The sequence below is a fragment of the Streptomyces sp. NBC_00029 genome (assembly GCF_045160505.1).
Taxonomy (GTDB): Bacteria; Actinomycetota; Actinomycetes; order Streptomycetales; family Streptomycetaceae; genus Streptomyces.
In genome coordinates, this window is the sequence record NZ_CP108292.1 from 51,367 (window position 1) to 73,146 (window position 21,780).

General features: G+C 70.9%; 23 protein-coding genes and 5 pseudogenes. 11 read left to right on the forward strand and 17 right to left on the reverse strand.

The window, feature by feature from the left end:
* Window positions 1-32 precede the first annotated feature (32 nt).
* The gene (locus tag OG753_RS00195; protein WP_405786577.1) at window positions 33-461 is read right to left on the reverse strand and encodes a peptidase inhibitor family I36 protein; all 429 of its coding nucleotides are present in this window, start codon (window positions 459-461) and stop codon (window positions 33-35) included.
* Between the two features lie 565 nt (window positions 462-1,026).
* On the opposite strand from OG753_RS00195, the pseudogene OG753_RS00200 reads away from it, so the two are divergent.
* Window positions 1,027-1,544, forward strand: a pseudogene (locus tag OG753_RS00200) (PP2C family protein-serine/threonine phosphatase); the annotation flags it as partial.
* Window positions 1,545-2,005: 461 nt separating this feature from the next.
* Here OG753_RS00200 and OG753_RS00205 read toward each other — a convergent pair.
* Window positions 2,006-2,344, reverse strand: a complete 339-nt coding sequence (locus OG753_RS00205; protein WP_383204160.1) for a MerR family transcriptional regulator — start codon at window positions 2,342-2,344, stop codon at window positions 2,006-2,008.
* Between the two features lie 934 nt (window positions 2,345-3,278).
* Here OG753_RS00205 and OG753_RS00210 point away from each other — a divergent pair.
* On the forward strand, window positions 3,279-3,581 hold the full coding sequence (locus OG753_RS00210) for an STAS domain-containing protein (RefSeq protein ID WP_405786578.1): 303 nt from the start codon (window positions 3,279-3,281) through the stop codon (window positions 3,579-3,581).
* A 760-nt stretch (window positions 3,582-4,341) separates the two neighbouring features.
* On the opposite strand, the pseudogene OG753_RS00215 reads toward OG753_RS00210, so the two are convergent.
* The 4 genes and pseudogenes from OG753_RS00215 to OG753_RS00230 form a co-directional block, all read right to left on the reverse strand.
* Window positions 4,342-4,478, reverse strand: a pseudogene (locus OG753_RS00215) (IS5/IS1182 family transposase); the annotation flags it as partial.
* 125 nt (window positions 4,479-4,603) lie between these two features.
* On the reverse strand, window positions 4,604-4,996 hold the full coding sequence (locus OG753_RS00220) for a hypothetical protein (RefSeq protein WP_405786579.1): 393 nt from the start codon (window positions 4,994-4,996) through the stop codon (window positions 4,604-4,606).
* Between the two features lie 56 nt (window positions 4,997-5,052).
* A complete protein-coding gene (locus tag OG753_RS00225; RefSeq protein ID WP_405786580.1) occupies window positions 5,053-5,184 on the reverse strand; it encodes a hypothetical protein in 132 nt (43 codons plus the stop codon).
* Between the two features lie 182 nt (window positions 5,185-5,366).
* On the reverse strand, window positions 5,367-6,431 hold the full coding sequence (locus OG753_RS00230) for a helix-turn-helix transcriptional regulator (protein WP_405786581.1): 1,065 nt from the start codon (window positions 6,429-6,431) through the stop codon (window positions 5,367-5,369).
* A gap of 463 nt (window positions 6,432-6,894) precedes the next feature.
* Between OG753_RS00230 and OG753_RS00235 the strand changes: the two genes are divergently transcribed.
* Window positions 6,895-7,071: a hypothetical protein gene (locus OG753_RS00235; protein WP_405786582.1), complete on the forward strand. Its 177-nt coding sequence runs from the start codon at window positions 6,895-6,897 to the stop codon at window positions 7,069-7,071.
* A gap of 30 nt (window positions 7,072-7,101) precedes the next feature.
* Here the strand turns inward: OG753_RS00235 and OG753_RS00240 are convergent.
* From OG753_RS00240 to OG753_RS00250, 3 genes and pseudogenes are all read right to left on the reverse strand, one after another.
* A pseudogene (locus OG753_RS00240) lies at window positions 7,102-7,431 on the reverse strand (serine/threonine-protein phosphatase); the annotation flags it as partial.
* A 532-nt stretch (window positions 7,432-7,963) separates the two neighbouring features.
* Window positions 7,964-8,668, reverse strand: coding sequence for a hypothetical protein (locus OG753_RS00245; protein WP_405786583.1), 705 nt, complete (start codon window positions 8,666-8,668; stop codon window positions 7,964-7,966).
* A 108-nt stretch (window positions 8,669-8,776) separates the two neighbouring features.
* A complete protein-coding gene (locus tag OG753_RS00250) occupies window positions 8,777-9,217 on the reverse strand; it encodes a hypothetical protein (RefSeq protein ID WP_405786584.1) in 441 nt (146 codons plus the stop codon).
* A gap of 37 nt (window positions 9,218-9,254) precedes the next feature.
* Between OG753_RS00250 and OG753_RS00255 the strand changes: the two genes are divergently transcribed.
* Window positions 9,255-9,494, forward strand: coding sequence for a tetratricopeptide repeat protein (locus OG753_RS00255; protein WP_405786586.1), 240 nt, complete (start codon window positions 9,255-9,257; stop codon window positions 9,492-9,494).
* 438 nt (window positions 9,495-9,932) lie between these two features.
* Window positions 9,933-10,271, forward strand: coding sequence for a hypothetical protein (locus OG753_RS00260; protein WP_405786587.1), 339 nt, complete (start codon window positions 9,933-9,935; stop codon window positions 10,269-10,271).
* 280 nt (window positions 10,272-10,551) lie between these two features.
* Here the strand turns inward: OG753_RS00260 and OG753_RS00265 are convergent, their stop codons facing one another.
* Entirely contained in the window at window positions 10,552-10,944 is a 393-nt protein-coding gene (locus OG753_RS00265; protein ID WP_405786589.1) for a hypothetical protein, read from the reverse strand.
* 666 nt (window positions 10,945-11,610) lie between these two features.
* On the opposite strand from OG753_RS00265, the gene OG753_RS00270 reads away from it, so the two are divergent.
* The gene (locus OG753_RS00270; RefSeq protein WP_405786590.1) at window positions 11,611-12,363 is read left to right on the forward strand and encodes an ASCH domain-containing protein; all 753 of its coding nucleotides are present in this window, start codon (window positions 11,611-11,613) and stop codon (window positions 12,361-12,363) included.
* Between the two features lie 186 nt (window positions 12,364-12,549).
* Here OG753_RS00270 and OG753_RS00275 read toward each other — a convergent pair whose 3' ends face one another.
* Window positions 12,550-12,954 carry an AMP-binding enzyme gene (locus OG753_RS00275; protein WP_405786591.1) on the reverse strand — a complete coding sequence of 135 codons (405 nt, stop codon included), beginning with the start codon at window positions 12,952-12,954 and terminating at the stop codon, window positions 12,550-12,552.
* On the opposite strand from OG753_RS00275, the pseudogene OG753_RS00280 reads away from it, so the two are divergent.
* The 3 genes and pseudogenes from OG753_RS00280 to OG753_RS00290 all read left to right on the forward strand — a co-directional run.
* Window positions 12,920-13,065, forward strand: a pseudogene (locus tag OG753_RS00280) (AAA family ATPase); the annotation flags it as partial. The gene OG753_RS00275 and the pseudogene OG753_RS00280 overlap by 35 nt on opposite strands.
* Before the next feature lie 254 nt (window positions 13,066-13,319).
* Window positions 13,320-13,730, forward strand: coding sequence for a hypothetical protein (locus OG753_RS00285; protein WP_405786592.1), 411 nt, complete (start codon window positions 13,320-13,322; stop codon window positions 13,728-13,730).
* A gap of 2 nt (window positions 13,731-13,732) precedes the next feature.
* Entirely contained in the window at window positions 13,733-14,191 is a 459-nt protein-coding gene (locus tag OG753_RS00290; RefSeq protein WP_405786593.1) for a hypothetical protein, read from the forward strand.
* Between the two features lie 330 nt (window positions 14,192-14,521).
* Here OG753_RS00290 and OG753_RS00295 read toward each other — a convergent pair whose 3' ends face one another.
* Window positions 14,522-15,352, reverse strand: a complete 831-nt coding sequence (locus tag OG753_RS00295; protein WP_405786594.1) for a hypothetical protein — start codon at window positions 15,350-15,352, stop codon at window positions 14,522-14,524.
* 595 nt (window positions 15,353-15,947) lie between these two features.
* On the opposite strand from OG753_RS00295, the pseudogene OG753_RS00300 reads away from it, so the two are divergent.
* Window positions 15,948-16,262, forward strand: a pseudogene (locus tag OG753_RS00300) (protein kinase domain-containing protein); the annotation flags it as partial.
* Window positions 16,263-16,456: 194 nt separating this feature from the next.
* Here OG753_RS00300 and OG753_RS00305 read toward each other — a convergent pair.
* The 5 genes from OG753_RS00305 to OG753_RS00325 all read right to left on the reverse strand — a co-directional run bounded on the left by OG753_RS00305 (window position 16,457) and on the right by OG753_RS00325 (window position 20,291).
* On the reverse strand, window positions 16,457-17,101 hold the full coding sequence (locus OG753_RS00305) for a response regulator (RefSeq protein ID WP_405786595.1): 645 nt from the start codon (window positions 17,099-17,101) through the stop codon (window positions 16,457-16,459).
* Window positions 17,092-18,255, reverse strand: a complete 1,164-nt coding sequence (locus OG753_RS00310; RefSeq protein ID WP_405786596.1) for a sensor histidine kinase — start codon at window positions 18,253-18,255, stop codon at window positions 17,092-17,094. Before OG753_RS00310 ends, OG753_RS00305 begins: the two co-directional genes overlap by 10 nt.
* A gap of 9 nt (window positions 18,256-18,264) precedes the next feature.
* Window positions 18,265-18,927, reverse strand: coding sequence for a DedA family protein (locus OG753_RS00315; RefSeq protein ID WP_405786597.1), 663 nt, complete (start codon window positions 18,925-18,927; stop codon window positions 18,265-18,267).
* A gap of 480 nt (window positions 18,928-19,407) precedes the next feature.
* The gene (locus OG753_RS00320; protein ID WP_215140860.1) at window positions 19,408-19,848 is read right to left on the reverse strand and encodes a hypothetical protein; all 441 of its coding nucleotides are present in this window, start codon (window positions 19,846-19,848) and stop codon (window positions 19,408-19,410) included.
* 140 nt (window positions 19,849-19,988) lie between these two features.
* Window positions 19,989-20,291 (reverse strand): hypothetical protein, encoded by a 303-nt coding sequence (locus tag OG753_RS00325; RefSeq protein WP_405786598.1) that lies wholly within the window; start codon window positions 20,289-20,291, stop codon window positions 19,989-19,991.
* A 597-nt stretch (window positions 20,292-20,888) separates the two neighbouring features.
* Here OG753_RS00325 and OG753_RS00330 point away from each other — a divergent pair.
* Entirely contained in the window at window positions 20,889-21,626 is a 738-nt protein-coding gene (locus OG753_RS00330; RefSeq protein ID WP_405786599.1) for a dienelactone hydrolase family protein, read from the forward strand.
* Window positions 21,627-21,780 lie beyond the last annotated feature (154 nt).

Consider the following 21,780-nt stretch of genomic DNA (forward strand, 5'->3'; position numbering starts at 1 on the left):
CGCGTGGCGGCGACGGCCGGAGGGGGTCACCCTCAGAAGTCACACTGCGAGTAGCCGCCGACACCGCCGTCGTTCCAGCAGTGCGAGCTGTACTGGTCGTTGTAGCTCACCGAGTTGGCGCGCCCGTACTCGGGGAGCGTCTGCCAGGAGCCGCCGTAGTTGGAGTTGGTGAAGAAGCGGACCTTCCAGTTGGGGTCCCAGCTGTCCAGCGAGGAGGCCCGGTCATTCGTGGACTCCTCCGGGTATATGACCGTCCACGTGTTGTTCCAGTAGTTGGGGTCCGCGTACTGGTGGTCGATCCACGCGCCATTCAGGTTGCTGTCTCTGTAGATGCAGACCTCCTTCGCCTCGCAGAAGGAGTTGAACTGGCTCGCGCTGGACGACCCGGCGGCGGTGAAGACCATGGCCATGGAGGCCGCAACGACCGCTGTCAGACGAAGAGCGTGCACCGTCTTGTTCATGAACGAAATCCTTTACGTGGAGTGCTCGGAAGAGCCCCGTGGACGCGGCTCCGGGGACGGGAATCCGGAATGGAGATGCGGGGGCAGGCTGAAGACGGACGGTTCGTCAGAACCGTCCTCCTCAAGCCACTTGGTGGGGCAGGCTGATTTCTACACTCTGTTGAACTCGACCGACAAGTGGTGATCACTCTGTGGTCCTTATCCGCCCCGCGTTTCAGGAAAGCGGCAGGTCACGCACTCGGTCGGCGGCCTCCTCGGCGGTCGCCACCACCGCCACGCCCACCGGCGCCGGCGGGCTGCGGCCACGACGACCGGGCTCCGGCCCTCGCGGTCCGCTGCGAGCCTCGACGGCGGGTCCGCCGACCGCATCCGGAACGACTGCGGGCAGTCCGCGAAGGCGGCGAGCCCCATCCGCCCGGTCGCGAGGAGCACCCTCTCGCCGAGCGCGTCCAGCGCTCCACTGCCCCTCCAGGGAGCCCACTTCGCGCCGGTCGTCCCCCCTCGACCGGGACCCAGCGCCGCCGGCGCCCCCGCTGGGCGCCGACGAAGTCGCCGACCAATGGATATGGTCAACGCCTCCCGCGGCGCCCGCCGCGCAGGGACGGACTTGGCCGAACAGGCCCGCCAGATCCACCGGGCCCTCCTCGACCACGGCCGACGGACCTTCGCCACCGGCCAGCTGCTGCATCGCCCTGGACGGGACCGGCGCCCAGCTCGTCAACGCAGGCCACCCCTGGCCCCTGCTGCGCCTGTGCGACGGCGCGGTCGACGTGCTGCACCTGGACGTGGACCTGCCCTTCGGCATCACCACTCAGGGCCTGTACCAGGTGCAACAACTCGACCTGCGCCCCGGCGACCGCCTTCCTGCTCCACACCGACGGCATGCAAGAACGCGACGCCGAAACAGTCGACCTGCCCGCCCTCCTCCGCAAGACCGCAGCCGAGCATCCACGCGAGGTCGTACGCACCCTGGTCGGCGCAGTCACCGGCGCCTACAACGGCCGGCCACCCAAAGACGACGCCACCGTCCTCTGCCTCGACTGGCACGGCCCCCACACCGCAGGCGGCCGCCCAATTGCTTGAGACCGCGGGCACTGGCCCCGGCCGACTCTTTTCCCCCGCTGGGCGGAATCGACATAGTGGCGTCCGGCGCTGCCATACCGCTTTCGGTGGATCCCGGTGCGTGGGCGGCCCGGTCCGGGCAGCCTGGAAGCCGCAGGGCCAGCCGGTAGGACAGCTCGAACGCACCCCGCAAGGAGGGGTTGGTCGTCGTGGACAGCGTGCTGCTGGCGTTGGGGGCCGCGCACGAGGGGCCCTGGGGGTGCTGTTGGCCGACGGGAGTGAGCCGGGCTACTTCGACGTGGGCAGCGGTCCGATCGTGCGGTCGTCGACCGAGTGGCACGCCTAGGACGGCCGGTTCGACCGGCCCCGGGCCGCAGTCCCGCGGGGCAGCTCGTGCGGCTTGCGGGAGAGGGAACGGCCGTGGGCGCACTCTCTCCGCGGGTCCCGGGGCTCGCCGGTGACCCGGCGGACGCGGGTCGGTGTCATGCCGAGGCCGGTGGGTTCGTCGATCCGGCGGCACGGCGATACTCGGCGTTGATCCGCTGAGCTTCTTCCAGCTGGTCCTCGAGGATGACGATGCGGCAGGCGGCCTCGATCGGGGTGCCCTGGTCGACGAGTTCCCGGGCGCGGGCGGCGATGCGCAGCTGGTAGCGGGAGTAGCGGCGGTGGCCGCCCGCGGAGCGGAGCGGGGTGATCAGGCGGGCTTCGCCGATGGCTCGGAGGAAGCCCTGTGTGGTGCCGAGCATCTCGGCGGCCCGGCCCATCGTGTAGGCGGGGTAATCGTCGTCGTCGAGACGGCCGAACGAGTCGTCTGCTGTCATGGAACCTCTCTCGTGGAACATGTGGAGGGGCCCTGGTGCCGTACGGCACCAGGGCCCCGAAGGAACTGTTACACCATCTGCCGGCCCTGATACTGCGCCGACCTTCTGTATCCGCTGACCCGCCCGAACGGGGACGGGAGATGCGGGGATCGCGGTTGCTTGACCGGAGACCACCTCACTGTCGATGTCCTGCGGTACCCGGGCTCAGCCTGCCGCCCGGGCGATCCTGATGGCGCCTCAACTCCTCCGTTCATCCCTCGGATGATCAATTGCTTACCAAGCGGGGAACTGCGAACTGCGTGTACTGCTGCACTCGTACTGCTGGTACTTCGTATTTCTTTACTGCTCGTGGCCTGACCGAGCGCCACGCTCCGGCAGCCAGCCCCGTCGCCCATCCTTCATCTGCTCTGGCTCAGAACCCCACTGCCGAACGTCCCGGTGCGCGCGCCCGCAGCCGACGCCTTCACCGAGGTGCTGCTCACTTCACTTCACTGCTGGGTACTGCCATCACCGCGGTACTGCCTGCGGCGGCCCCTGATGACTGCGGGCCACCCGGTCCGGCCGTCAGTCCCGTCGCCGTCCTGCACAAGCCTGGCTTCGGAACTCCACCGCCGTACCGTCCAACAACTGCAACTGCGGGTACTACTGCCCGGCAGTTCGTCTCTGCCGGGCCCTTCTTGACTGGGCTACGAGAGAAACCATAACCACACCACCACCCAATGTCTACTCCGGCCGACATAGATTTTTGGATGCGTATCCCTAAGATAATCGGGTGCCGCCGGATTTAGCGGCTGCGGGCGGGGGGACACAGCGACTGGGCGGCGCCGCCGCCTGAGTCCTCATGCGCTGAGGGCCTGTGCCCCGCTCCCCGCCCGGGCTGCCTCAATCATGGGCGGGGTAAAAGATCTTGAGAGAAGGTGAGCAGGGCGTGTGGGTGAACGGTGATGATCGGTGCCGTGTCGTGCATGTGGGTGGCGAGATGGACATCGACCGGGCGCCGATGCTGTACGACGCCCTGCACGCGGCGATCACCCAGCCTGGCGGCGCCGAGGAGATCTTCGTCGACCTGTCCGACCTGTCGTTCTGCGACTCCTCCGGCCTCAACGCCCTCATCCACGCACGGCAGACAGCCGCAGAACACGGCCGGCGTATCATCCTGCGCACCCCGCCGCCTCAGCTCCGGCGCCTGCTGGAGATGACCGGCGCCGACACGCTCTTCCCGGTCACCGACAGCTGACCGGGGCAGCACCCGGCCGGAGTCCCCCACACGGATCGCACACCGGGCGGCCCACGATCGGCCGTGGCACGGTGGCAAGGCGATGAGAGGGTCCACGCACGGCAGGGCCCGGCCGGTTGACGCCACCCCGGCCGGGCCCCGCTACGGGTGATGTCGCGCTCGCGTTCCGACGCTGGACTCTACGGGGCCGGCCGACCCCGTAGCGCTGAAGAATGGCACTACGGATACTCAGACGTCCCAACCGGGCATATCCGCACACTGCTCGAAGTGGCGGCATGGCACCTGCGGGCCCGGGCTCGACGAGAGCTGCGAGCCGCGCTGGACCCTGTCGACGCACGCGTCCTCAAGCGGACAGTTAACGACCCTTTCGCCGCAGAACATCTGCATTGGTGGCTCCGGCGTATCGAGATCTGAGGCAGCCAGACCCGATCCTCGCGCCATCGAGGCGGCCCATCGCGGCCGCGATGTCCGGCCACACCGGGGGAGGAGAGGATCGCGTCGCGGACCAGGCTCTCCGGCATCGACGTGCGCAGGAGGTCGGCCCTCCGGTCGGTGCATGCGGCCTTGATGCGAGCCGCGTTCTCAGTGACGGCCTGGCGGACCCCAGCGGTCATCCGGCCCATCTGTGGCTGAAAGGCGCCGCGGTCGACACCGGCCTGCTGCAGGCCCACGAGCTGCCGAGCCATCAGCAGCCAGTCAAGACCACGCACCCCCGGCCCCGAGGAGAGCGAGCCGTCCACGCGCAGTCGTCCAGGTCCAGCAGACCGGAGCAGCCCACCGTCTCCGCGGGAACACGCCACGCGACACCGTCCGCAGCATGAACTGGACGCCGGCGAGGGCCACTCGGTCAGGAACACGCAACCGCCCGGGATAGCGGCGCCGCCGCTGCTCGCCTGGCTGCTGGCCGGCCTCGAACGGGGTGGATCGGCCGTGAGATCCGCAGCCCGGGAATGAGCCCGTGCTCGGGCGTCGGGGGCGCGGTCACCCGCGCCCCCTTCTGTCGTGCCGTCAGGTGAGCGGGTTCAGGTGATGAACCACAGCAGCGTGACCCTGATGTCGAGGTCCTCGTGCCAGTTCACTCCCACGCGGACCCCCACCTGCCCCCGGTCCTTGGCCACCAGGTTGTGGAGGGTGACGACCGCGGTTCCCATGACGGGCTTGTCGGTGGCACGGCTGTATTCCGTGACGGAGCCGAGCACCATGGCGTAGGCGCCTTTGAAAGCGGGGACGTCCAGGATCCGCTCGAAGATGCCGTGGCCCCTAATCTCGAAGGATTGGGAGGCCATCTCCGGATTCAGCAGGGCCTTGCCTGCGATCCCGTCCACGGACGGGATCGCTTCCTCGGTCCGAGCCTGCACCATGCTGTCGCTTGCCGTGTCCCCGGTGGCGGGTTCACGAAGAGTGTTGTGCGTCATGTCCTTGTCCCTTCGGTGAGGAGGGATCCCGACAGGGCAGCGGCATGACTGTGCCCTCACGTCATACGCGCCATGCCCGTACGGGGATCTCCGACGGACCGGACCGTGTGCGCCGGCGGCTCGACGAGGGAGAACGTCTCGGCCTCGCTGTACGAGCCGACCGGGTGGGTACCGGTCTTCCTTCTCATGGTGGGCCGGATCCACGTTGCTGCGACCCCCTGATGTCAGGGATGGACGGACGGCGGACCAGGGGGCAGCGGATCAGCGGGTCGGCCCCCCGCACGGAACGCATCGGGGACACCGCGAGGCTGAACGGATCAGGGACGGCCCCGGGGTTGACCGGGGCAGGCGCCGCCCGGCGCTGACCGGATCAGCGGGTCAGCGCCGCGCTGAGTTCGTCGCGTCCGTCCGCTCCGGTCTTGCGGAAGACTGCCTTGAGGTGGTCGTTGACCGTGTACGCGGACAGGTCGAGGCGGCGGGCGATCTGCTTGACGGAGGCTCCCGTGCGGAGCTGTGTGACCACGTCGCGTTCCCGGGGGGTAAGGGAGTACCACGCGCACAGGGACGGCAGGACGAGGTCCCAGGTGGCCCCCTGGACGACGAGGGCGACATCGCCTGTGGCGCCCGCGTCGAGCACCTGGCCCTGGCAAGTGGTCCAGCGGCCGCAGGCCGCCGGGGGCGCGCACACCAGAGGGAGCGCTCCGCCCTGACGGCGGGCTTCCGCCCGGGTGACAAGGGAGAATGACAGGAGGAAGGCTTCCGGTACCCACGGGGGGATGGCGTGCGCCGCCCACTGGTCTAGCCATAGCTGCGCCTGCGGGCTGACCGCCTTGACCCGGTGGTCGGGGCCGATGGTGATCACGCCCGCCGACAGGGGCGGAACCTCGGGGCAGAGCGGGCCGGTGGTCGCGTACCGGCGCAGGGCGGCCAGCAGCGCCGGTACGAGCCGGGCCGCCCGCTCGGCGTCGTCCTGGCCGAATGGCACTGCACCCGCGCAGCGGAGCAGCCCGAGCGCTCCCCACACGCCCCGCCTGTCCCGCAGCAGCAGACGCAGCTCGGAACTCGCCCCGTGGGCGGTGAGAATCTCCCGCATGCGCGGGTCCGGCACTGGCGAGCCGTCCGTCCCGGCCCCCACGACGACGGCCGGGGTCCGCAGGAGCGTCGGGATCGCAGGACGCTGCGGGCCGCCTCCCAGATGCCGGTGCATGACGAGCTCCCTGACCAGCTCGGGGTCGTACTCGTGCCAGAAGCTGAAACTGCCGAGTCCGGGACCGGTCGCGGGGTCAGTTCCCACCAGGCTCAGCCCGTCGTGGGCCACGATGGGGGCAAGCACCCGCGAGATCCCCGCTCCGACCTGCTCGGGGCCGGTGCTCTGGCTCGCCGCCGCGTAAAGGTCACCCGCCAGACGTTTGTCGTCGAAGAACATAAGACCCATATCACGCCATTATCCCCGCATGCGCGGGGTCGACGATTCCAAGGACCTGGAAGGGTCGATTCCCGCACGGGGCCGGTACCCGCCCGGCCGGATGCCCGGTCTGGGGAAGGCGCCACCCCCAAACGCGTGCTGGTTCAACAGCCACCCGCGAGCCATGAGGCCCGATGATCTCCTTCCTGAACCGGGTGAGCGGCCGGGCGTTCCGGCGGCTTCGGGGGTAGACGCGCAGTAGCCGTTGGCGATATCCGTGCCGCCGCGTCCTCTCCCCCAGGAGCCACCCTGGAGAGGGGTGTTCCTGGTCCGGGCCTCCTCGACCGCGTGGCGACCGCTCGCCGCGCGGACTGCGTGCGGAAAGGGAGGGGCTCCGCTCCCACCCAGGACGGCCCACCATGCGACCGCACCCGTGCACCCCCGGCATGTTCCATGTGGGCCCTGGCACCCCGTCACCGGCTCTCCCTCCCTCGTGTGCGGGGACGAGGACGCGCAGGCGGAGACGGAATCCGAACAGCGGGTCGGCTACACCCGTTTTCACGTCCGCGGTGAGCTCGACCTCAGCCTCGTCACGTTCGCCGACACCGCCCTCGTCCACGCCCTGCCCCACCACGAACTACCCTCACCGGACCCGTCACGCCCCAGGTGAGCCGGTTCCTCAACGCCACCGGCACCCGCGACCGACGGTGTCCCCGCGATTGGTGACCGGGGCCAGAACCCGCTGCCCCTGCCCACCGTCCGCGGCCAGCACCAGGCGCTGGCCACGCAGCACCTCGTCGTAGACGCTGCGGCCGGAGAAGGCGACCTGTGCTCGGTCCTCGTGATACTCGGCTGCCGTGTCATGAACGCGCAGCAGACGCCGGCCGACCACATCGGCGAACAGGAACGACACGTACCGCGCACCGAACCGGTCCCGCAGATTACGCGCCACGACATCGAGAGAGTCCACCGGCGCGGCAGCCTCCGCCGCCGCCAGCACCTCGGCCGACCCGATCCGATCATCCGCCACATCAGCCTCCACGGGGTTACAAGAATCTTATTCCCGGCGGAACGACGCCATCACCTGTGGGACACCTTCGTCCGCCGAAGGCCGATCGGATGCACCACGGCGACGCCGTCCTACGCCGGCCGGCGAACGCGCCCAGCACACGTGACGCACGACGCGGACGGACGTCAGCCCGCCGTGGTACTGGACGGTCCTTTGAGCTGACCCGGGCACTGGAGGAACGGCAGGCCGAACTCGACGCCACACGAGCTGCAAACCGTGATCGGACCCGCGCCCTCAACCAACGCGGATGACCGCGCCCGGCTGACATCGGCGATCAACCGGGCGCGGGCTCTACTGCACGCTGCCGACGAACCTTGCAACATCGCGGCCAGGGGCCCTGCCCGGCCTCCCCTTTCGCGAGCTGACGGTCGTCCTCGAAGACAAGGGCATGGGGGCTGACCAGCCCACGAGGCTGCGTCACCGCTCTCGCCTCCACGCAGGTGGCCAGCGGGGAGCGGGTATGGACAGCCCTTCGACGGAGGACTCTGGCTGGTCAGTGGCCGGCGTGTCCGTCGTTGTGAGCCGGGGCCGTGGAAGCGGTGTTGGGCTGGCCGGAGATGCCCGGTGCCGGAGTGGTGGCCGGGGTGTGGTCGTCTGCGGCGGGTTCCTCGGCGGTGCCGTGGCTGTGACCACCGCCGGGGGTGGCCTCCATGGACGCCGCGACTTCACGCAGGCCGAAGAAGGCGAGAGCCGCGACCGCGAGAACGGCCAGGCCCAGGAGGCTGAAGATGCGGCGGGTGGGGGTGTCGGCGTCCTTGATGACGTAGGCGACGAAGGAGACGACGATGCCGGCGGGGACGAGGACGGCGCCGCGGGCGGGGAAGTCGTCGAAGTGCTGGAGGCCGCCGCTGAGCATGCCGATGCCGAAAGACAGAAGCAGCGAGGAGCCGATCACCACGAGCATGCGTGGCAGGCCGGGCCGCTCGCGGGTGAGGAGGAACTCGTTGAGGACGGTCGCGGCGAGGAAGACGAGCGCACCGTAGGCGGCGATGCGGGTGTAGCGGTCGGGGTCGAGGGGGTGGTGGACGACGGCGCCGCTGATGAGGCCGGCGCCGACGAAGTAGCCGACGTAGCCGAGGTAGCGGGCGGCCAGTGACCGCTTGCGGGACTGGGCCTTGCGCCGGGCGGCCCGCCCCGCGGCGGGAGTGTCCGGTGTGGCCTGCGGGGTGCGGGCGTCGAGGAGCTGGACGGAGGTCATGTGCGGGTTCCTTGGGTGCGTGCGTGGCTCAACGCCCGGTCGGCCGCGGTGGCGGCGGTCCGGGGTTGGCGACGAGAGTCCGGGCAGATCGGGGCAAAGGGCCCGGATCTATACCTGCTGCACCACGGAACCGAGGGAACTGTGTGACGGAGGAAGGCCGCAGGGACGGGTCTGGGTCCACCGCTGCGGCGTCATCGCGGCGAAGGAGGACGACTCCACGGCCACGGCGGTCGGGTGCGGCCCGGGCAGGTCACAACCCTGCTGCGGGTGCCCGGAGGCGCACGCCTCCGCGGGATGCGGGTGACCGTCACCGGCATCGTCCTGGCGGTCGGGCCGCTGGTCGTCGTGGTGAGAGACGCCGTCATCGCCGGCGGACGCCAGGTGGGGCACGGCGACGGCGCCGCCGGTGACGTGCGCGGAGGCGCTGTCGGCTCCGGCGGCGTGGGTGTAGAGGAACGCGAACAGCAGCGCGGCCAGCCACAGCAGTCGCAGCGGGCCCGCCTGGTGGCGGGTCCGTGCCGTGCCGAGAGCGGGGCGGACCGTAATCACACCGTGACTCTATCCGGCGTCCGGAAGGTGTTGTCCAGTGGCCCCTGCCGACCACGGCTGCCCCCACGCCCTGCTGCGCCTGGCCGAGATGCGGGAGGAGGCCGGGGATCGGGACGGCGCCGAGGCCCTCTACCGGCAGGCCTCCGACCACCCCCTCGCCCTGGTTCACCTGGCCGTGATGATGGAGCGGGCCGGGGACTGGGACGGCGTCGAAGTCGTGGTCCGGCAGGCCGCCGACCGCGGCAACGCCGACGCCCATTTCCGCCTGGCACCCTGATGCGGGAGGAGGCCGGGGACCGGGACGGCCTCGAAGCCCTGGCCCGGCAGGCCGCCGACCACAGCAATCCCAACGCCTTGTACCGCCTGGCCGAGGAGCCTGGAATCTTCAGCAGGCTGTGGCCATATGGCCTGGACCCAGATGGCACACCCACACCTCCATGGCGAGCACCCGTATCGATTCAGCGGAGCAGACGCATACCGCCGGGCGCACCGTAGGGGTACCGCCGTCGGCGGCTGGTGACAGACTTCCTCTCGGCACCCCTACTTGTAGGCGCAAGGGGGTCTGGAAGCACGAGGGATGCCGTTTCACCCCCAGTTCCCCATCGCCGGGGACGTTGGCAAGCTGTGGCAGGCAACGCTCAGCGCAGGACCGCACGCCGACACGCTGAACAGCACTACGCGTGCCGCCCACGCCTCCACCCGACGAGGAGTCCGCATGACAAACCGTGGTCGGCCGCGAGTCCACCTGTTCGCTGGTGGGCCGACCTGGGAAGAGCGCCGATCTCTGCAGCAGGCCAAGACCGCGCAGGAACAGCATCGGAGGAAGAAGCTCGCCAAGAAGCACCGAGCCGCCCTGCAGCGGCTGGACGCCAGCATCCAGGGCCTACGCGTCGCTCTCCAGCACAGGGAGTTGGAGCTGGCCCGGTCACTGCGCGCTGTCGCTTGGGAGCGTGTGAAGCAGCTGCCGCCTGAGCTGACGGGACCTCAGCGAAAGGCCCTCTTCGACTGCAAGCTCCAGATTCAGGCGCTGACGATGGCTCGCCGCATCCCATAGGCCGTCGGAAGTGATCCAACCGGTCAGTACCCCGCGCCCTATGTAGCTGCCCGCCTCGGACGGGGCGTCAGCCTCCCTGCGAAACTGTGGCAATGAGCACCATGCGCCGCCCGCTCGGGCACGGACCGGTCCCCGCCGTCGTTGCCTGCCAGGAGTTGCCAACAGCCCCCCGGCGGACTGCCGCGGAGCGGGCCGGGCAGGACGAGTTTCGCCCGTCCGTCTCCGATTCGGGGATCTCCGCCTCGTCGGGGCGTCGGCGGCTGGGGGACGGACTCCGCAGCTAACGGACCGGCCTGGGCAAGCCTGCGAAGGGCAGGCGGACAACCCCTCCGCGCTGCGGGTCTTCGGGAGTGATACCGGCGCCCATCTCTCCATGGGTCACAGCCGCTGCCGACACCCCGCTTCGATGCCTCAGCCTGCCCAGCTCGGGGTTGAGCGGGCGGATGTACGGCATGTTGTCGTTGTCGTAGATCTCGGTGAGCGGCAGGTGCTGCCCCGTGTAGATGACCGATCGCGCGGAGCTGCACTGCGCCAACGCGGTGTAGTAGCGCTCGAAGGTGGTTCCCCGGGCCGCGATGCGCTCCCGGGCGGGCAGGGAGAACCCGGGCGGCCGGGGCAGGGAGGCGCGCTCCTCGTCGGTGACGATCAGCAGGATGTTGGGGCGCTCGGTCATGACCTGCCCTTCGCTCGCCGCACGCCGCACGCCGCACGCCGGCGGGTGGATCGGGCGGTTGGAGACCGCCCTCGCGCGCGGTTGGGTACGGATGCCTCCGAATCTGGGGTGGGAGGCCGGCCGGGGCCGCGCAGGACCCGGCCGAACGCGGCCGGACGAGTGATCGCAAACGTCCGCGGCCGGCGGGTTCGGGCAGGCTCCCGTCCATGAAGGCGGGGTGCCGCCCGCGCAGCTGGTGGGTGACCGGGTCCGGTCGCCGAGATCCGGTGCACGACCGGCCGGCAGATCTGCCCCGGGGGGCCTGGCCACGTCCCCCTCGGTGACGCGGGCGCCGCCCGGTGTGCCGGTCCGGATGTCCTGCCCCGTAGACGGCTCAGCCCTGGCCCCGGCGCCGGGACAGGCGGCCGGCTCCGGTGCCAGGGCTCTGCGGCGGGTTCAGGGGCGGGGTTCAGGGGCGCCCGTCCGTGACCACGACCAGCCTCAGCCGGGCCCCTCCGTCCCTGCCCACGGGACCACCGTAGGGGCCCGGTCAAGGCAAGCCGAAATGCCGTGGAACCCACCTGCGTGGCGTGGAATGATCTTCGGCGACTGCTGACAAAAGGGAAGGCTGACAACGTGTACGTACCGTCATCTGCACGAGCTCTCAATGATGACGAGCGTGAGCTCGTGGAGCTGGCACGCCGCACCATAGACGCGCATACCGACGCCGGGCCCGACGAAGACGGGATCCACACGATGGGTGCCGCGGTCATGGCCGCCGACTACCGGATGTTCGCTGGCGTGAACCTCTACCACTTCACCGGCGGACCCTGTGCCGAACTCGTGGCTCTGGGAGCCGCACGAGCCCAGGGCGCCCGCCAGATGCGCTGCATCGTTGCCGTGGGAAACCACGGGCGCGGCGTCATCGGCCCGTGCGGGCGCGATCGGCAGGTCTTCGTGGACTACTACCCCACCATGCGCGTCATCGTGCCCACGCCCGCGGGCCCCAGGTCCGTTCTCGCCGCCGACTTGATGCCGCTGACTCAGCGATGGACCCCGGAAGGCATGAACGGTCTCGACCCGTCGCTCTACCAAGATCCCGAGACGGCCGGTCCCCCGATCATCCGGTTCAACCCCCGCTACCTTGAAGACGTCCGCTCGGGCGCCAAGACCAAGACCATCCGCTTCCGGGACCCGGCCCAGCTCGGGCCGGCACGGCTGGTGTTCGAAAGCGACCCCGAAGTCGTCCTGCCGGCCGAGGTGACCGGCATCAGGCACTGCCTGGTCAGCGACCTCACCAACCAGGACGCCCAAGCCGGGGGGCTGACAACCGCAACCGAACTCCGGGAAGGCCTCAAGGGCCACTACCCGGATCTGGCGGGAACCGACGAAGTCGACGTCATCACCTTCCAGATCAACGACAAGACAGGCACCTCCTAGACCGCGGAGGCACCAGCGACGACCGGGCTGCAAGGTGACGACGAGCAGGTCTCCTCCGACACCCGCACCAAACGGCCCGAGCTTCCTTCGCTCTCTTGCGGACCCTCGTCCTCGCCCAGCCGTCATGACCGTCACGAAATGTCCGCCACAGCCTTGGAAACGGCCAGGGACGCTCCGCTCCTCGCATCACTCGCTCCGGTGTTCAGCGAAGTGGGGAGTTTCAAGAAGCGTGGCCCGGGGCGTCGGCTTGGGTTTCCTGCTCGTGGAGTGTGCGGGACGTGTCGAGACGTCGAGACGGAAGGTATCCGGCTCCGGGTGGCCCATGCGCCGGTGTCGGCCGATGTCGGACAGGAGCCGGGTCCCGCGCCGGATCGTCGCTGCCTGGGGCAAAGGGATGTCGTCGGCCACAAGTCGTTGGACGGTGGCGAGGGAAGGCGGGGTTTTGCGGGGGACAACGACGACGCAGGCGATCTCATGGCCGTCGGCGTCGGGTACGCCGACGATGGCGGCTTCGGCGACCTGCGGGTGGTTGGCCGGTTCTCCTTCCACCACGTACGAGACGTTCACCGATCCCTGTCTCTGCGCTGCCATCGTCTACCGTCTCACTTTGGGCGGCACGATCGCCGAAATCGGCACCGACTCCCTCCCTACCCGCTCGCCTCCACCCGGGCGCGAGCCGAGGAACCCGCCAAGGCCGACTGACCGCCCGGGGCGCTACTCGACGGTCAAACTGGGGCTCGAGTTCACCTTCGATCCGGAGAAGTTCACTGACGCCGCCGGTGACGCGGCCGACGCGGTCGGCGACGCCGCCGGCGATTTCAAGGACTGGCTGCTCGACTGATGCGCGTTTCCGTGGAAGGAGGGCCCGAGATGCCCACGACACTGCCGGTGCCGATCGAATTCCGCCTGCCGGAGGGCTGGTTCGTCGCTGCCCCTCCGGACGGGGCGCCTCGGACGTGGCGTTCGCCGCGGTGCATCCGCAGGCGGACGCCGGGTTCAACGCCAACATCACCATCGACGGCGGATTCTTGAAGGACTCGGTGACGCTCGTCGAGGTCGCCGACGCCTCGGCGGAGCGCCTGCGCGAGGTCGCCGAGCCGGTCGTGGTGGTCCAGCGCCACGAGGTCGGCTCCGCCGACGCACCTGCTCTGACCCAGCGGCTGAGCTTCTCGGCCGTCGCCGGCGACGCCCGGCGGAACCTCGTCCAGTCCCAGGTCTATCTGGCCGTCCTGGACACCGAGGACCCGCACAGGCGGGCAATGATCCGGCTGGCTCTGACCGCCACCGAGGCCCAGCACGACAGCGTCCTGGGCGAGTTCCAGGACTTCGTGCGCACGGTGCGCTCGGACTCCAGGGCGGGGGTCTGACGATGGGCCGCCTCTGGGACAAGTGGACCGGCACCAAGTACCCCGACAGCGGTGTCGCCTCCCTGCCCGCCATGGAGCTCCGGGAAGCACTGCTCGCGCTCAACAGCCGGAACGTACCGTTCATCGTGCGCCATGCCCTGCCCAAGGAGAAGGCCGACCTGGTGGCGGAGTGCAAGATCCCGAAGGCGAAGCTGACGCTCAAGACCCGCATGCGCCTGGTGCCGGCGAAGTGCGAGGTGCTCGTCCTGGAGGAGCGGTGGGAGCCGTCGCACGACTCCGGTCAGCAGTACGGCCGTGGGGGCTTCAAGGTGTACCGGCAGTGGGAGTACCGGCGTGGTGCCGACGGCCGTCGGCACAAGGTCGAGACGCTGCGCTTCGACACACGGGATGTGAGGGATCCACTGCGCACCATGGTCCTCAACGCGGGATGGACCTGGCGCGGAGTGCTGTTCCGGTACTGACCGGCCGGTCCGGCCGTGTCATAGCCCTTGTCCACCGTGGAACCGATCCTCCCAGGGTTCCGGGACCGCGGCCTCGCCTCTGGGTTCACCCTGCTCGGGACCCGGTTCGCGTACCCGCCGGGTCGACAGGCAGGGCACTCCAGCACGCGGTGGGCCGTGTCGCCCGGCTTTCCGGGTCGTGCGTCTGGTGGTCGCGGCGGGGCGGTGCGGTGCGGTGCGTACAGGAAATCGACCACTTCACGCCCCCGCCGCACAACTTAAGGATCAAGGCAGGGCCTGCTCCGGGCTCGGATCATGTGGGGGCGTGAGCGCGCTGCCGCGTCGGCGGGGTCAGTTGGGCAGCTGTACGTTCCAGGTGCGGTTGCCCGCCGCGTGGTGGTTGACCTGCACGGCCTCCTCCGGGTTCGCCGCGTCGAAGGCGGACGTGACGCGGTGCACCATCTCGTCGCTCTCCCAGAACGGCTCGGCCTTGGTGAAGCGTCCGCCCTGCTTCTTGCGGACCTTCCAGCGGAACCGGACGGTGTAGTCGACGAGGAAGTAGCCGGCCGACATGCGTGTGGTGGTGGAGAAGCCGGGGTTGTCGACGAAGGTGATCCGGTCGGCGGCGTTGACGATGTTGCCGTCCTCATCGTTGTACGGGGGGCGGAAGGGGCCGTCCACGCCCCAGGCGCGGCGGGGGGCCTTCTTGGGCTGGTAGTTCACCGACGTCGGAACGATCTGGCGGCTTTCGTCGGAGACCTCCTGCCAGAAGTCGTACGCGTCTGCCGCGGGCGTCTGCATCCCGTCCGCGCGGCGCAGCGTTGCCGTCTGTTCGAAGCCGATGTTGTTGTTGCCGTTCAGCGACTGCTCCTCGTCTCCGTCGTAGCGGGAGGTGAAGACAAGGGTCGGATTGCCGATCTCTTCCTCGGCCCTCTGTTCCTTGCCCTTCACCGAGGGTGTCGCGCCGGCCTTGCCGCTGCGGGTGGCCCGGGTGGCCGCTCCTGCCTCGGTCTTCTGCTGGTTGGCCGGGGGGCTGTCGCCGCGCTCGACGACCTCGTCCTGGGTGCGCTTTTTGCCGCGCGTACCGGGAGCGGCGTGCGGCACCTTGGACCCGGCCGGGCCCTGCGCGATCATCCGCCCGAGTGTCGCGTTGCCCACCGAGCGCTGCATGGCCGCGGCCATGGCCGGATTGACCGGTCGGAGTCCCGGCGCGACCCGCTGGCCCCTGTCTGGATCCGGTGCGCGTCGGTTCGCCTTCGTCGCGGCCTCGGCCTCTTCCCGATCCTTGCGCAATGGCACGGCGCCCACTCCCCGCGGTTAGACAGTCTGCCCAAAGGACGCTACTGGTACGGCCAGGGGCACAGGAGAGGCACAACGCCACTGCTGGGGGCAGCATGAATGCCCGCGAGGGACAACCGACCGGGATGAGACAGGAGCACGTCGCCTTCTGCCCCACCGGCAAGTCCATCCGGCTCGGCGGCACGTGACTCGGCATGGCGAAGGGCCTGCGCCCGTCGAGGCGGCGGCCTTTCGACAACCCTGTCCTCGTTCGCTCTACGGGGCGGTGAACTCCACGTCGGGGCCGCCGCAGCCGGCCCGCGATGCCGAGCAGCCGCTCGTGCTCCGCTTCGTCGGCCGCGAGGCCCCGGCGGAGCCTGGTCGCGGTCCACTCGGCGCCGTACCGGCACAGCGCGACCGCGGACGGCGCCGGCCACACCCCGCGACCAACCGCCCCGGACCGGAAGGTGGCGGCCGGGCAGAACGCGGGCACGGGGACGTGATCACGCGGGGGTGCTTGTGGAAAGCAGGGAACCGTCTGGCCGGCCTGTACCGGCTGGTCGAGCGCATCGGCCGGGGCGGCATGGGCGAGGTCTGGCAGGGCCTGGACGAGGAACTCCAGCGCCCCGTAGCGGTGAAGGTCCTGCGCGAGGACATCGACAGCACCCAGGCCGTGGCCCGCTTCCGCCGGGAAGCCACCATCGGGGCGAGGCTGCGGCACGCCGGGATCACCACGGTGCATGACGTCGGGCGTGATGTCGGCCGGCTGTTCATGGTGAGGGAGTTCCTGGAGGGCCACGACCTGGCCGAGCTGCTGGCCCGGTGCGCGAGCGGGGCGAGGCCGGCGCACGGTGAGGCCGCGGCTTGCGCAGGTCCGCGATGGAGCGGGCACTCCATCGGCGAGAGTCGATCCCGGCCAATCGACCGGAGCGCGCCCGGTCACCGAGCGAAGAGCACGGCCCCGCTCGCGCCGGCCTGCCGCCGCCCCGGACCGATACGGGACGGCCCTCAGGCCTCCAGATACCGCAGCACCGCGAGGATCCGTGGGCTGTGGCCCTCGGTCCCGCGCAGCTCCAGCTTGTCGAAGACCGAGTTGAGGTGCTTCTCCACCGCGCTCAGCGAAAGGTGCAGCCGCCGCGCGATGGCCGTGTTCGTGCACCCCTCCGCGAGCACCTGGAGCACCTCCCGCTCGCGCGGGGTCAGCCGGGCCAGCGGATCGGCGTGCGCGCTGCGCACCACCAGCTGCCGTACGACCTCCGGGTCGATCGCCGCGCCGCCCGCGTGGATCCGCTCCAGCGCGTCGAGGAACTCCTCGACCTGCGCCACCCGATCCTTCAGCAGATAGCCGACCCGCTCCGCGCCGGCCGCGAGCAGCCGGGCCGCGTAGCTCCGCTCGACGTGCTGGGAGAGGACCAGGACGCCGGTCCCGGGCAGCCCTTCGCGGATCTCGACGGCCGCCCGTAGCCCCTCGTCGGTGTGGGTCGGCGGCATCCGGATGTCCACGACGGCCACGTCGGGGCGGAGCCTCTCCGTCTCGGCGACCAGCGTCACCGCGTCGCCGAACGCCCCGACGACCTCGTGCCCCTCTTCCACCAGGAGTCGGGCCAGGCCCTCCCGCAGCAGGGTCGAGTCCTCGGCCAGGATCACACGCACGGCAGCTCCGCGACGATGGTGGTGGGGCCCCCGAGGGGGCTGTCGATCCGCAGGACGCCGTCGAGCGCGCAGACCCGTCCGCGCAGCCCGGTCAGGCCGCTGCCCGCCGGATCCGCGCCGCCCCGGCCGTCGTCCTCGATCCGCACGGTGAGCGGGCCGCCGGGCGGCCCCGCGACCCGCACCGAGACGGCCGAGGCGGCGGAGTGCTTGGCCGCGTTGGTGACGGCCTCGGAGACGACGAAGTACGCGGCTGTCACCACCGGGCGTGGGAGCGGCGCCGCCACCTCGTACGAGATCCGCAGCGGCAGCCCGCACCGCTGCGCCACCCCGCCGAGCGCCTCCTCCAGGCCGAGGCTGTCCAGCGCCGACGGGTACACCCGCCAGGCCACCTCGCGCAGTTCGGCCAGCACCTCCTGGGCCTCCCGGTGCGCCTGGCCCAGCAGCTGCGCCGCCCGCTCCGGATCCCGCCCACCGCCCCGGCGTGCCCGCCCGATGAGCATCGCGAGCGCCACGAGCCGCTGCTGCACCCCGTCGTGGAGGTCGCGCTCGATCCGCCGCCGCTCCACATCCACGGCCCGCACGACGGCGGCCCTGCTGACCGAGAGCTCGTCGATCCGGCGCCGCAGCAGCTCCCGCTCGGACGGCCCGAAGCACTCCCGGGCCAGCCGGGCGTCGAGCGCGGTCAGCGCGAACAGTCCCTGGAGGCCGAGGAACAGCAGGACGCCCCCGAGGACCAGCTGCGTCAGCAGCTCCGCGGTCCCGATGGTCCCGCGCACCACCCCGCCTGCCAGCAGTCCCGCAAGCACCAGGCCAAAGCCGAGCAGCGCCAGGACGACCCCGCACATGAGCCCCGACCAGGACCGGACCGCCAGATGGCGGACCACGCCCTCGCCCCCGTACGTCTCAGGGAACCGGTCGCCGAAGAAGCAGGTCCGCCGCCTGCGCTCCACCTCCACGAGCCGCCGGGCGCCGGAGCCGTAGACCCCGAGGGCGTACGGCCGCGTTCGCGGCCACAGCAGGAAGGCGCCGAGCGGCACCCCGGCGAGCAGCAGGTACAGCAGGCCGGCCGGCGCCGTCAGGCATCCGGCGAGCACCCCCACCGTCCGCCGGACCGCCGACCGCGTTCTCGCGCCGCCCCGTTCGCCCCCGCTCACGCCCTCACCCTATGCGCGCCGGTGGCGGGCGGCCGCCCCGCGGGCCCGGAGCCGTACCGTCAGCCAGGTCGCGCCGGCCGCGAGGACCAGGACGACGACGGCCTTGGAGGCCACGCCCACGTACGACTCGACCAGTTCCCAACGGTCTCCGAGGGCGTAGCCGGCGAGGACCAGGACGCTGTTCCAGGCCAGGCTGCCCACGGTGGTGAGCAGGAGGAAGAGCGGGACCGGCATCCGCTCCACCCCGGCCGGCACCGAGATCAGGCTGCGGAAGATCGGCACCATCCGGCCCAGGAGCACCGCCTTCGCGCCGTGCCGCCGGAACCACGCCTCGGTCCGCTCCAGGTCCGAGAGCTTCACCAGTGGCAGTCGCGCCCACAGCGCGTGCATCCGCTCCCGGCCGAAGAGCGCCCCGAACCCGTACAGGGCCAGCGCGCCCACCACCGAACCCAGCGTCGTCCAGAACAGGGCGGAGGTGAGGCTCAGCACGCCCTGCCCGGCGGCGAAGCCGGTCAGCGGCAGGATCACCTCGCTCGGCAGCGGCGGGAACAGATTCTCCAGGGCGATGGCGAGGCCCGCGCCCGGCCCGCCGAGCGTGTCGACGAGGCCGGCCGCCCAGCCGGCGATGCCGCCGGCCGGCTCCTGGGCGAGAGTGGTCGAGAACGGCGTCATGAGCCCTCCAGGTCTCAGGGGAAGGTCCCCCGGCGGACCCGCCGGACGACCCTCCCCAACCTAGGAAGCGCAGCTCACGGCCGGTATGCGCGTTCCCGCCCGGCGCCCCTGCGGAAAACCGCAGGGGCGCGACGGGGCGCCGCGAGCTGTCGGCCTGCCGGCGTGGACACCGCGTGGCGGTCGGCTGCTGTGGCCGACCGCCGCCCAGACATACCTCCGACGCCGCTGTGCGGCCCGGAGCCCGGCCATCGTGAACGGTTCATGCGCCTGACCGCAGGATCCGCGCGCGAGCTGCGCGCAGCGCAGGCCGCCGCCCGCGTGCCACTCCAGCACCGGGGTGACCTCGCCCCCGTGCTCGGGGCACCACAGGGTAGGAGCCCGGCGTGAGCGCGCCCTGCTCCCACCGGGAGGCGTACTCCCGCGTCAGGGCAGTCCCGTACCGGGCGTTGACCTGATCGGACAACCTGTCCTGTGACCCGATCAGCGGCGGCCGGTGGCCAGGATGACGAGGAACTGGCCACCGCCCGCCTGGATGTCGGCGGTCACCGGCATTCCCGGTACCAGTCGGGAGAACCGGTCCACCAGCCAATCCGCCGCCTCTTGGGCGTCCTTCCTGGTCGGGCAACGGCCCACCATCTCGCGGCCACCCTTGCGCTCCAGCCTCTCGGCGACGGCGATCAGCGGTGCGGGTTCGACTACATACAGGCGCTCCGGCCAGGCGATGACCACCTTGACCGCACCCTTGCGGGTGTTGCACCCGCGGTGCGCGAGCCGCTCGGCCACCTTGGCCTTCCGGTCGGCGGTCCGGCTGTCGACGCTGGGCCCCCGCGGGTCGTTCACCGACTCGTCGGGGTCGACCGGTTCGTCACACACCCAGCACCGCCAGCCGTCGCGCTCGGCCACATCATCAAGGAGACTCATCCGAGCAAACTAGCCTGCCCGGCCGCCACCCGCGCACCAGGACCCCGGCAGGGCCTCAACACCGGCCGGCCCCGCCGTCCGCTCACCCGGCGGCCTCAGCCGGCCCGGCCCCTCCTTGTACGGAAACGGGGGGCGGTCGGCTACCAGCTCTGCCACGTCGGGGCGGGGTAGCGGGGTGCACGCCGCTTGCGGGCTTCGAGCCCGAGAAACGCGGCTCCCGAGGCGAGGGTCGCGAGGAACGACACCAACATGGCCAGCGGCAGCAGGACGTTGGCGGGTTCCCCCAGTCCGAGCCACAGCGCCGCCGCACCCATCGCCAGGACCACCAGCAACAAGACCCTCGCGGTGAGCGGCAGCTTGCCGCTCACCGCGACGAAGACATACCCGACGAGCAGACCCGGCGCGACGGCCACTATCAGGCCCAGGAACAAGAAAACGAGCAAGGCGATGATCATGTCGTGCCGACCTCCGGATCTCATGGCCAACTCGTGCCGAAGGCAGACGGATTCACGTCAGCCGCCGGTCCGGCAGGCCCTTGCGGAGCTCATGCTGTCAGATTTTCTGAACACGTTCAATGCGGCTCGTGGACGGCGTCCTCGAAGCCGCGGATCCGGGCGCTCTCGCCGGCCTTCGGCCGCTCGGCGTCCGCCGGCGGCGGGGTGGTCACAGGACAATCCCCCGCCGACGGAGGCGGCCGGACCACCACGAACGCAGGGGCGGCTCCACGTTCGTCGCGTATCGCACGACCAGTTCCGGACCATGCCCGCAGGCTTGGACGCGCGCCCGCCGGGCGCGTGATTCCCCAAAGGGGGCCCGCCGCCCGCGGCCTCGCCCCTTGGGGCGAGGAAGTCTTCCCCGCCCCAAGGGGCCCGCGGGCCGACGCCTGACGCCGTGGTGTGACCGGGATACGTGCCAGAGGGGCAATGGGATGATCTTGAAGCCCTGAGCCCGGCCCCGTATTCCAGAGGGACACCCACGCTGTTCCGCCAGCGGCAGAACACCGGACGGACCGGACTCGATGATCACTACGGTCCAGTCTCATGACGACGATTACGACGCGCACGGTCGAGTACCCGGCGGACGGTTTGACGATGACCGGGCACCTCGCGCTCCCGGCCGGTGTCGACCGCCGGCCCGCGGTGCTGCTCGGACCAGAGGGCATGGGGCTCAGCGACGTCGAGCGGCGCCGGGCCGATGCTCTCGCCGAGCTGGGATACGTAGCACTGGCCTTCGATCTTCACGGCGGGCGCTATTTGGGCGACCCCGAGGAGATGCTGGCCCGTTGCCTGCCGCTGCTCGCTGATCCCGACCGGATGCGGGGCATCGGCCATGCGGCGCTCGACGTGCTGCGCACCGAACCGCGGACCGACCCCGACCGGATCGCCGCCGTCGGTTACGGCACCGGGGGCGCCATCGGGCTGGAACTCGGGCGCGGCGGCGTCAGCCTGCGCGCGATCGGGACAGTCAACGCGCTGACCACGGGCCGGCCCGGCGAGGCGGCGCGCATCCGCTGCCCGGTGTGGGCCGGGGTCGGGTCGGAAGACCCGATCATGCCGCCCGCGCAACGGGACGCGTTCACCGCCGAGATGCAGGCCGCGGGCATCGACTGGCGCCTCACGGTCTACGGCGGCGCCCTGCACGCCTTCCACCACCCGCCGGTCGACCACCCCACGGTCCCCGGCGTCGGCCACCACCCACAGCACGCACAACGAGCCTGGCGCGACGTCGTCGGCCTGCTCGCCGAATGCCTGCCCGTGACGGAGGATCTGGGGGCATGACCCAGGCAGACAGTCCGGTGCCAGGCATGGTCCGCGTCGGGCACCGACAGGGCGCGTGGTCAGGGCTGGTCCGGGCCTCGCCCCGACCCGGCGGCGGGGGGGGGCCGGGCGGAGCGGTTTCCCAGCCGGTGCCCTTCTGCCGCTCGCAGGCCTA

Excerpts from the sequence above, each read along its gene's own strand:
- OG753_RS00195 (WP_405786577.1), bottom strand. The coding sequence starts at position 461 with ATGAACAAGACGGTGCACGCTCTTCGTCTGACAGCGGTCGTTGCGGCC.
- OG753_RS00205 (WP_383204160.1), bottom strand. The coding sequence starts at position 2,344 with ATGACAGCAGACGACTCGTTCGGCCGTCTCGACGACGACGATTACCCC.
- OG753_RS00220 (WP_405786579.1), bottom strand. The coding sequence starts at position 4,996 with ATGACGCACAACACTCTTCGTGAACCCGCCACCGGGGACACGGCAAGC.
- OG753_RS00225 (WP_405786580.1), bottom strand. The coding sequence starts at position 5,184 with ATGAGAAGGAAGACCGGTACCCACCCGGTCGGCTCGTACAGCGAGGCC.
- OG753_RS00230 (WP_405786581.1), bottom strand. The coding sequence starts at position 6,431 with ATGGGTCTTATGTTCTTCGACGACAAACGTCTGGCGGGTGACCTTTAC.
- OG753_RS00245 (WP_405786583.1), bottom strand. The coding sequence starts at position 8,668 with ATGACCTCCGTCCAGCTCCTCGACGCCCGCACCCCGCAGGCCACACCG.
- OG753_RS00260 (WP_405786587.1), top strand. The coding sequence starts at position 9,933 with ATGACAAACCGTGGTCGGCCGCGAGTCCACCTGTTCGCTGGTGGGCCG.
- OG753_RS00265 (WP_405786589.1), bottom strand. The coding sequence starts at position 10,944 with ATGACCGAGCGCCCCAACATCCTGCTGATCGTCACCGACGAGGAGCGC.
- OG753_RS00275 (WP_405786591.1), bottom strand. The coding sequence starts at position 12,954 with ATGGCAGCGCAGAGACAGGGATCGGTGAACGTCTCGTACGTGGTGGAA.
- OG753_RS00290 (WP_405786593.1), top strand. The coding sequence starts at position 13,733 with ATGGGCCGCCTCTGGGACAAGTGGACCGGCACCAAGTACCCCGACAGC.
- OG753_RS00295 (WP_405786594.1), bottom strand. The coding sequence starts at position 15,352 with ATGGCCGCGGCCATGCAGCGCTCGGTGGGCAACGCGACACTCGGGCGG.
- OG753_RS00315 (WP_405786597.1), bottom strand. The coding sequence starts at position 18,927 with ATGACGCCGTTCTCGACCACTCTCGCCCAGGAGCCGGCCGGCGGCATC.
- OG753_RS00320 (WP_215140860.1), bottom strand. The coding sequence starts at position 19,848 with ATGAGTCTCCTTGATGATGTGGCCGAGCGCGACGGCTGGCGGTGCTGG.
- OG753_RS00330 (WP_405786599.1), top strand. The coding sequence starts at position 20,889 with ATGACGACGATTACGACGCGCACGGTCGAGTACCCGGCGGACGGTTTG.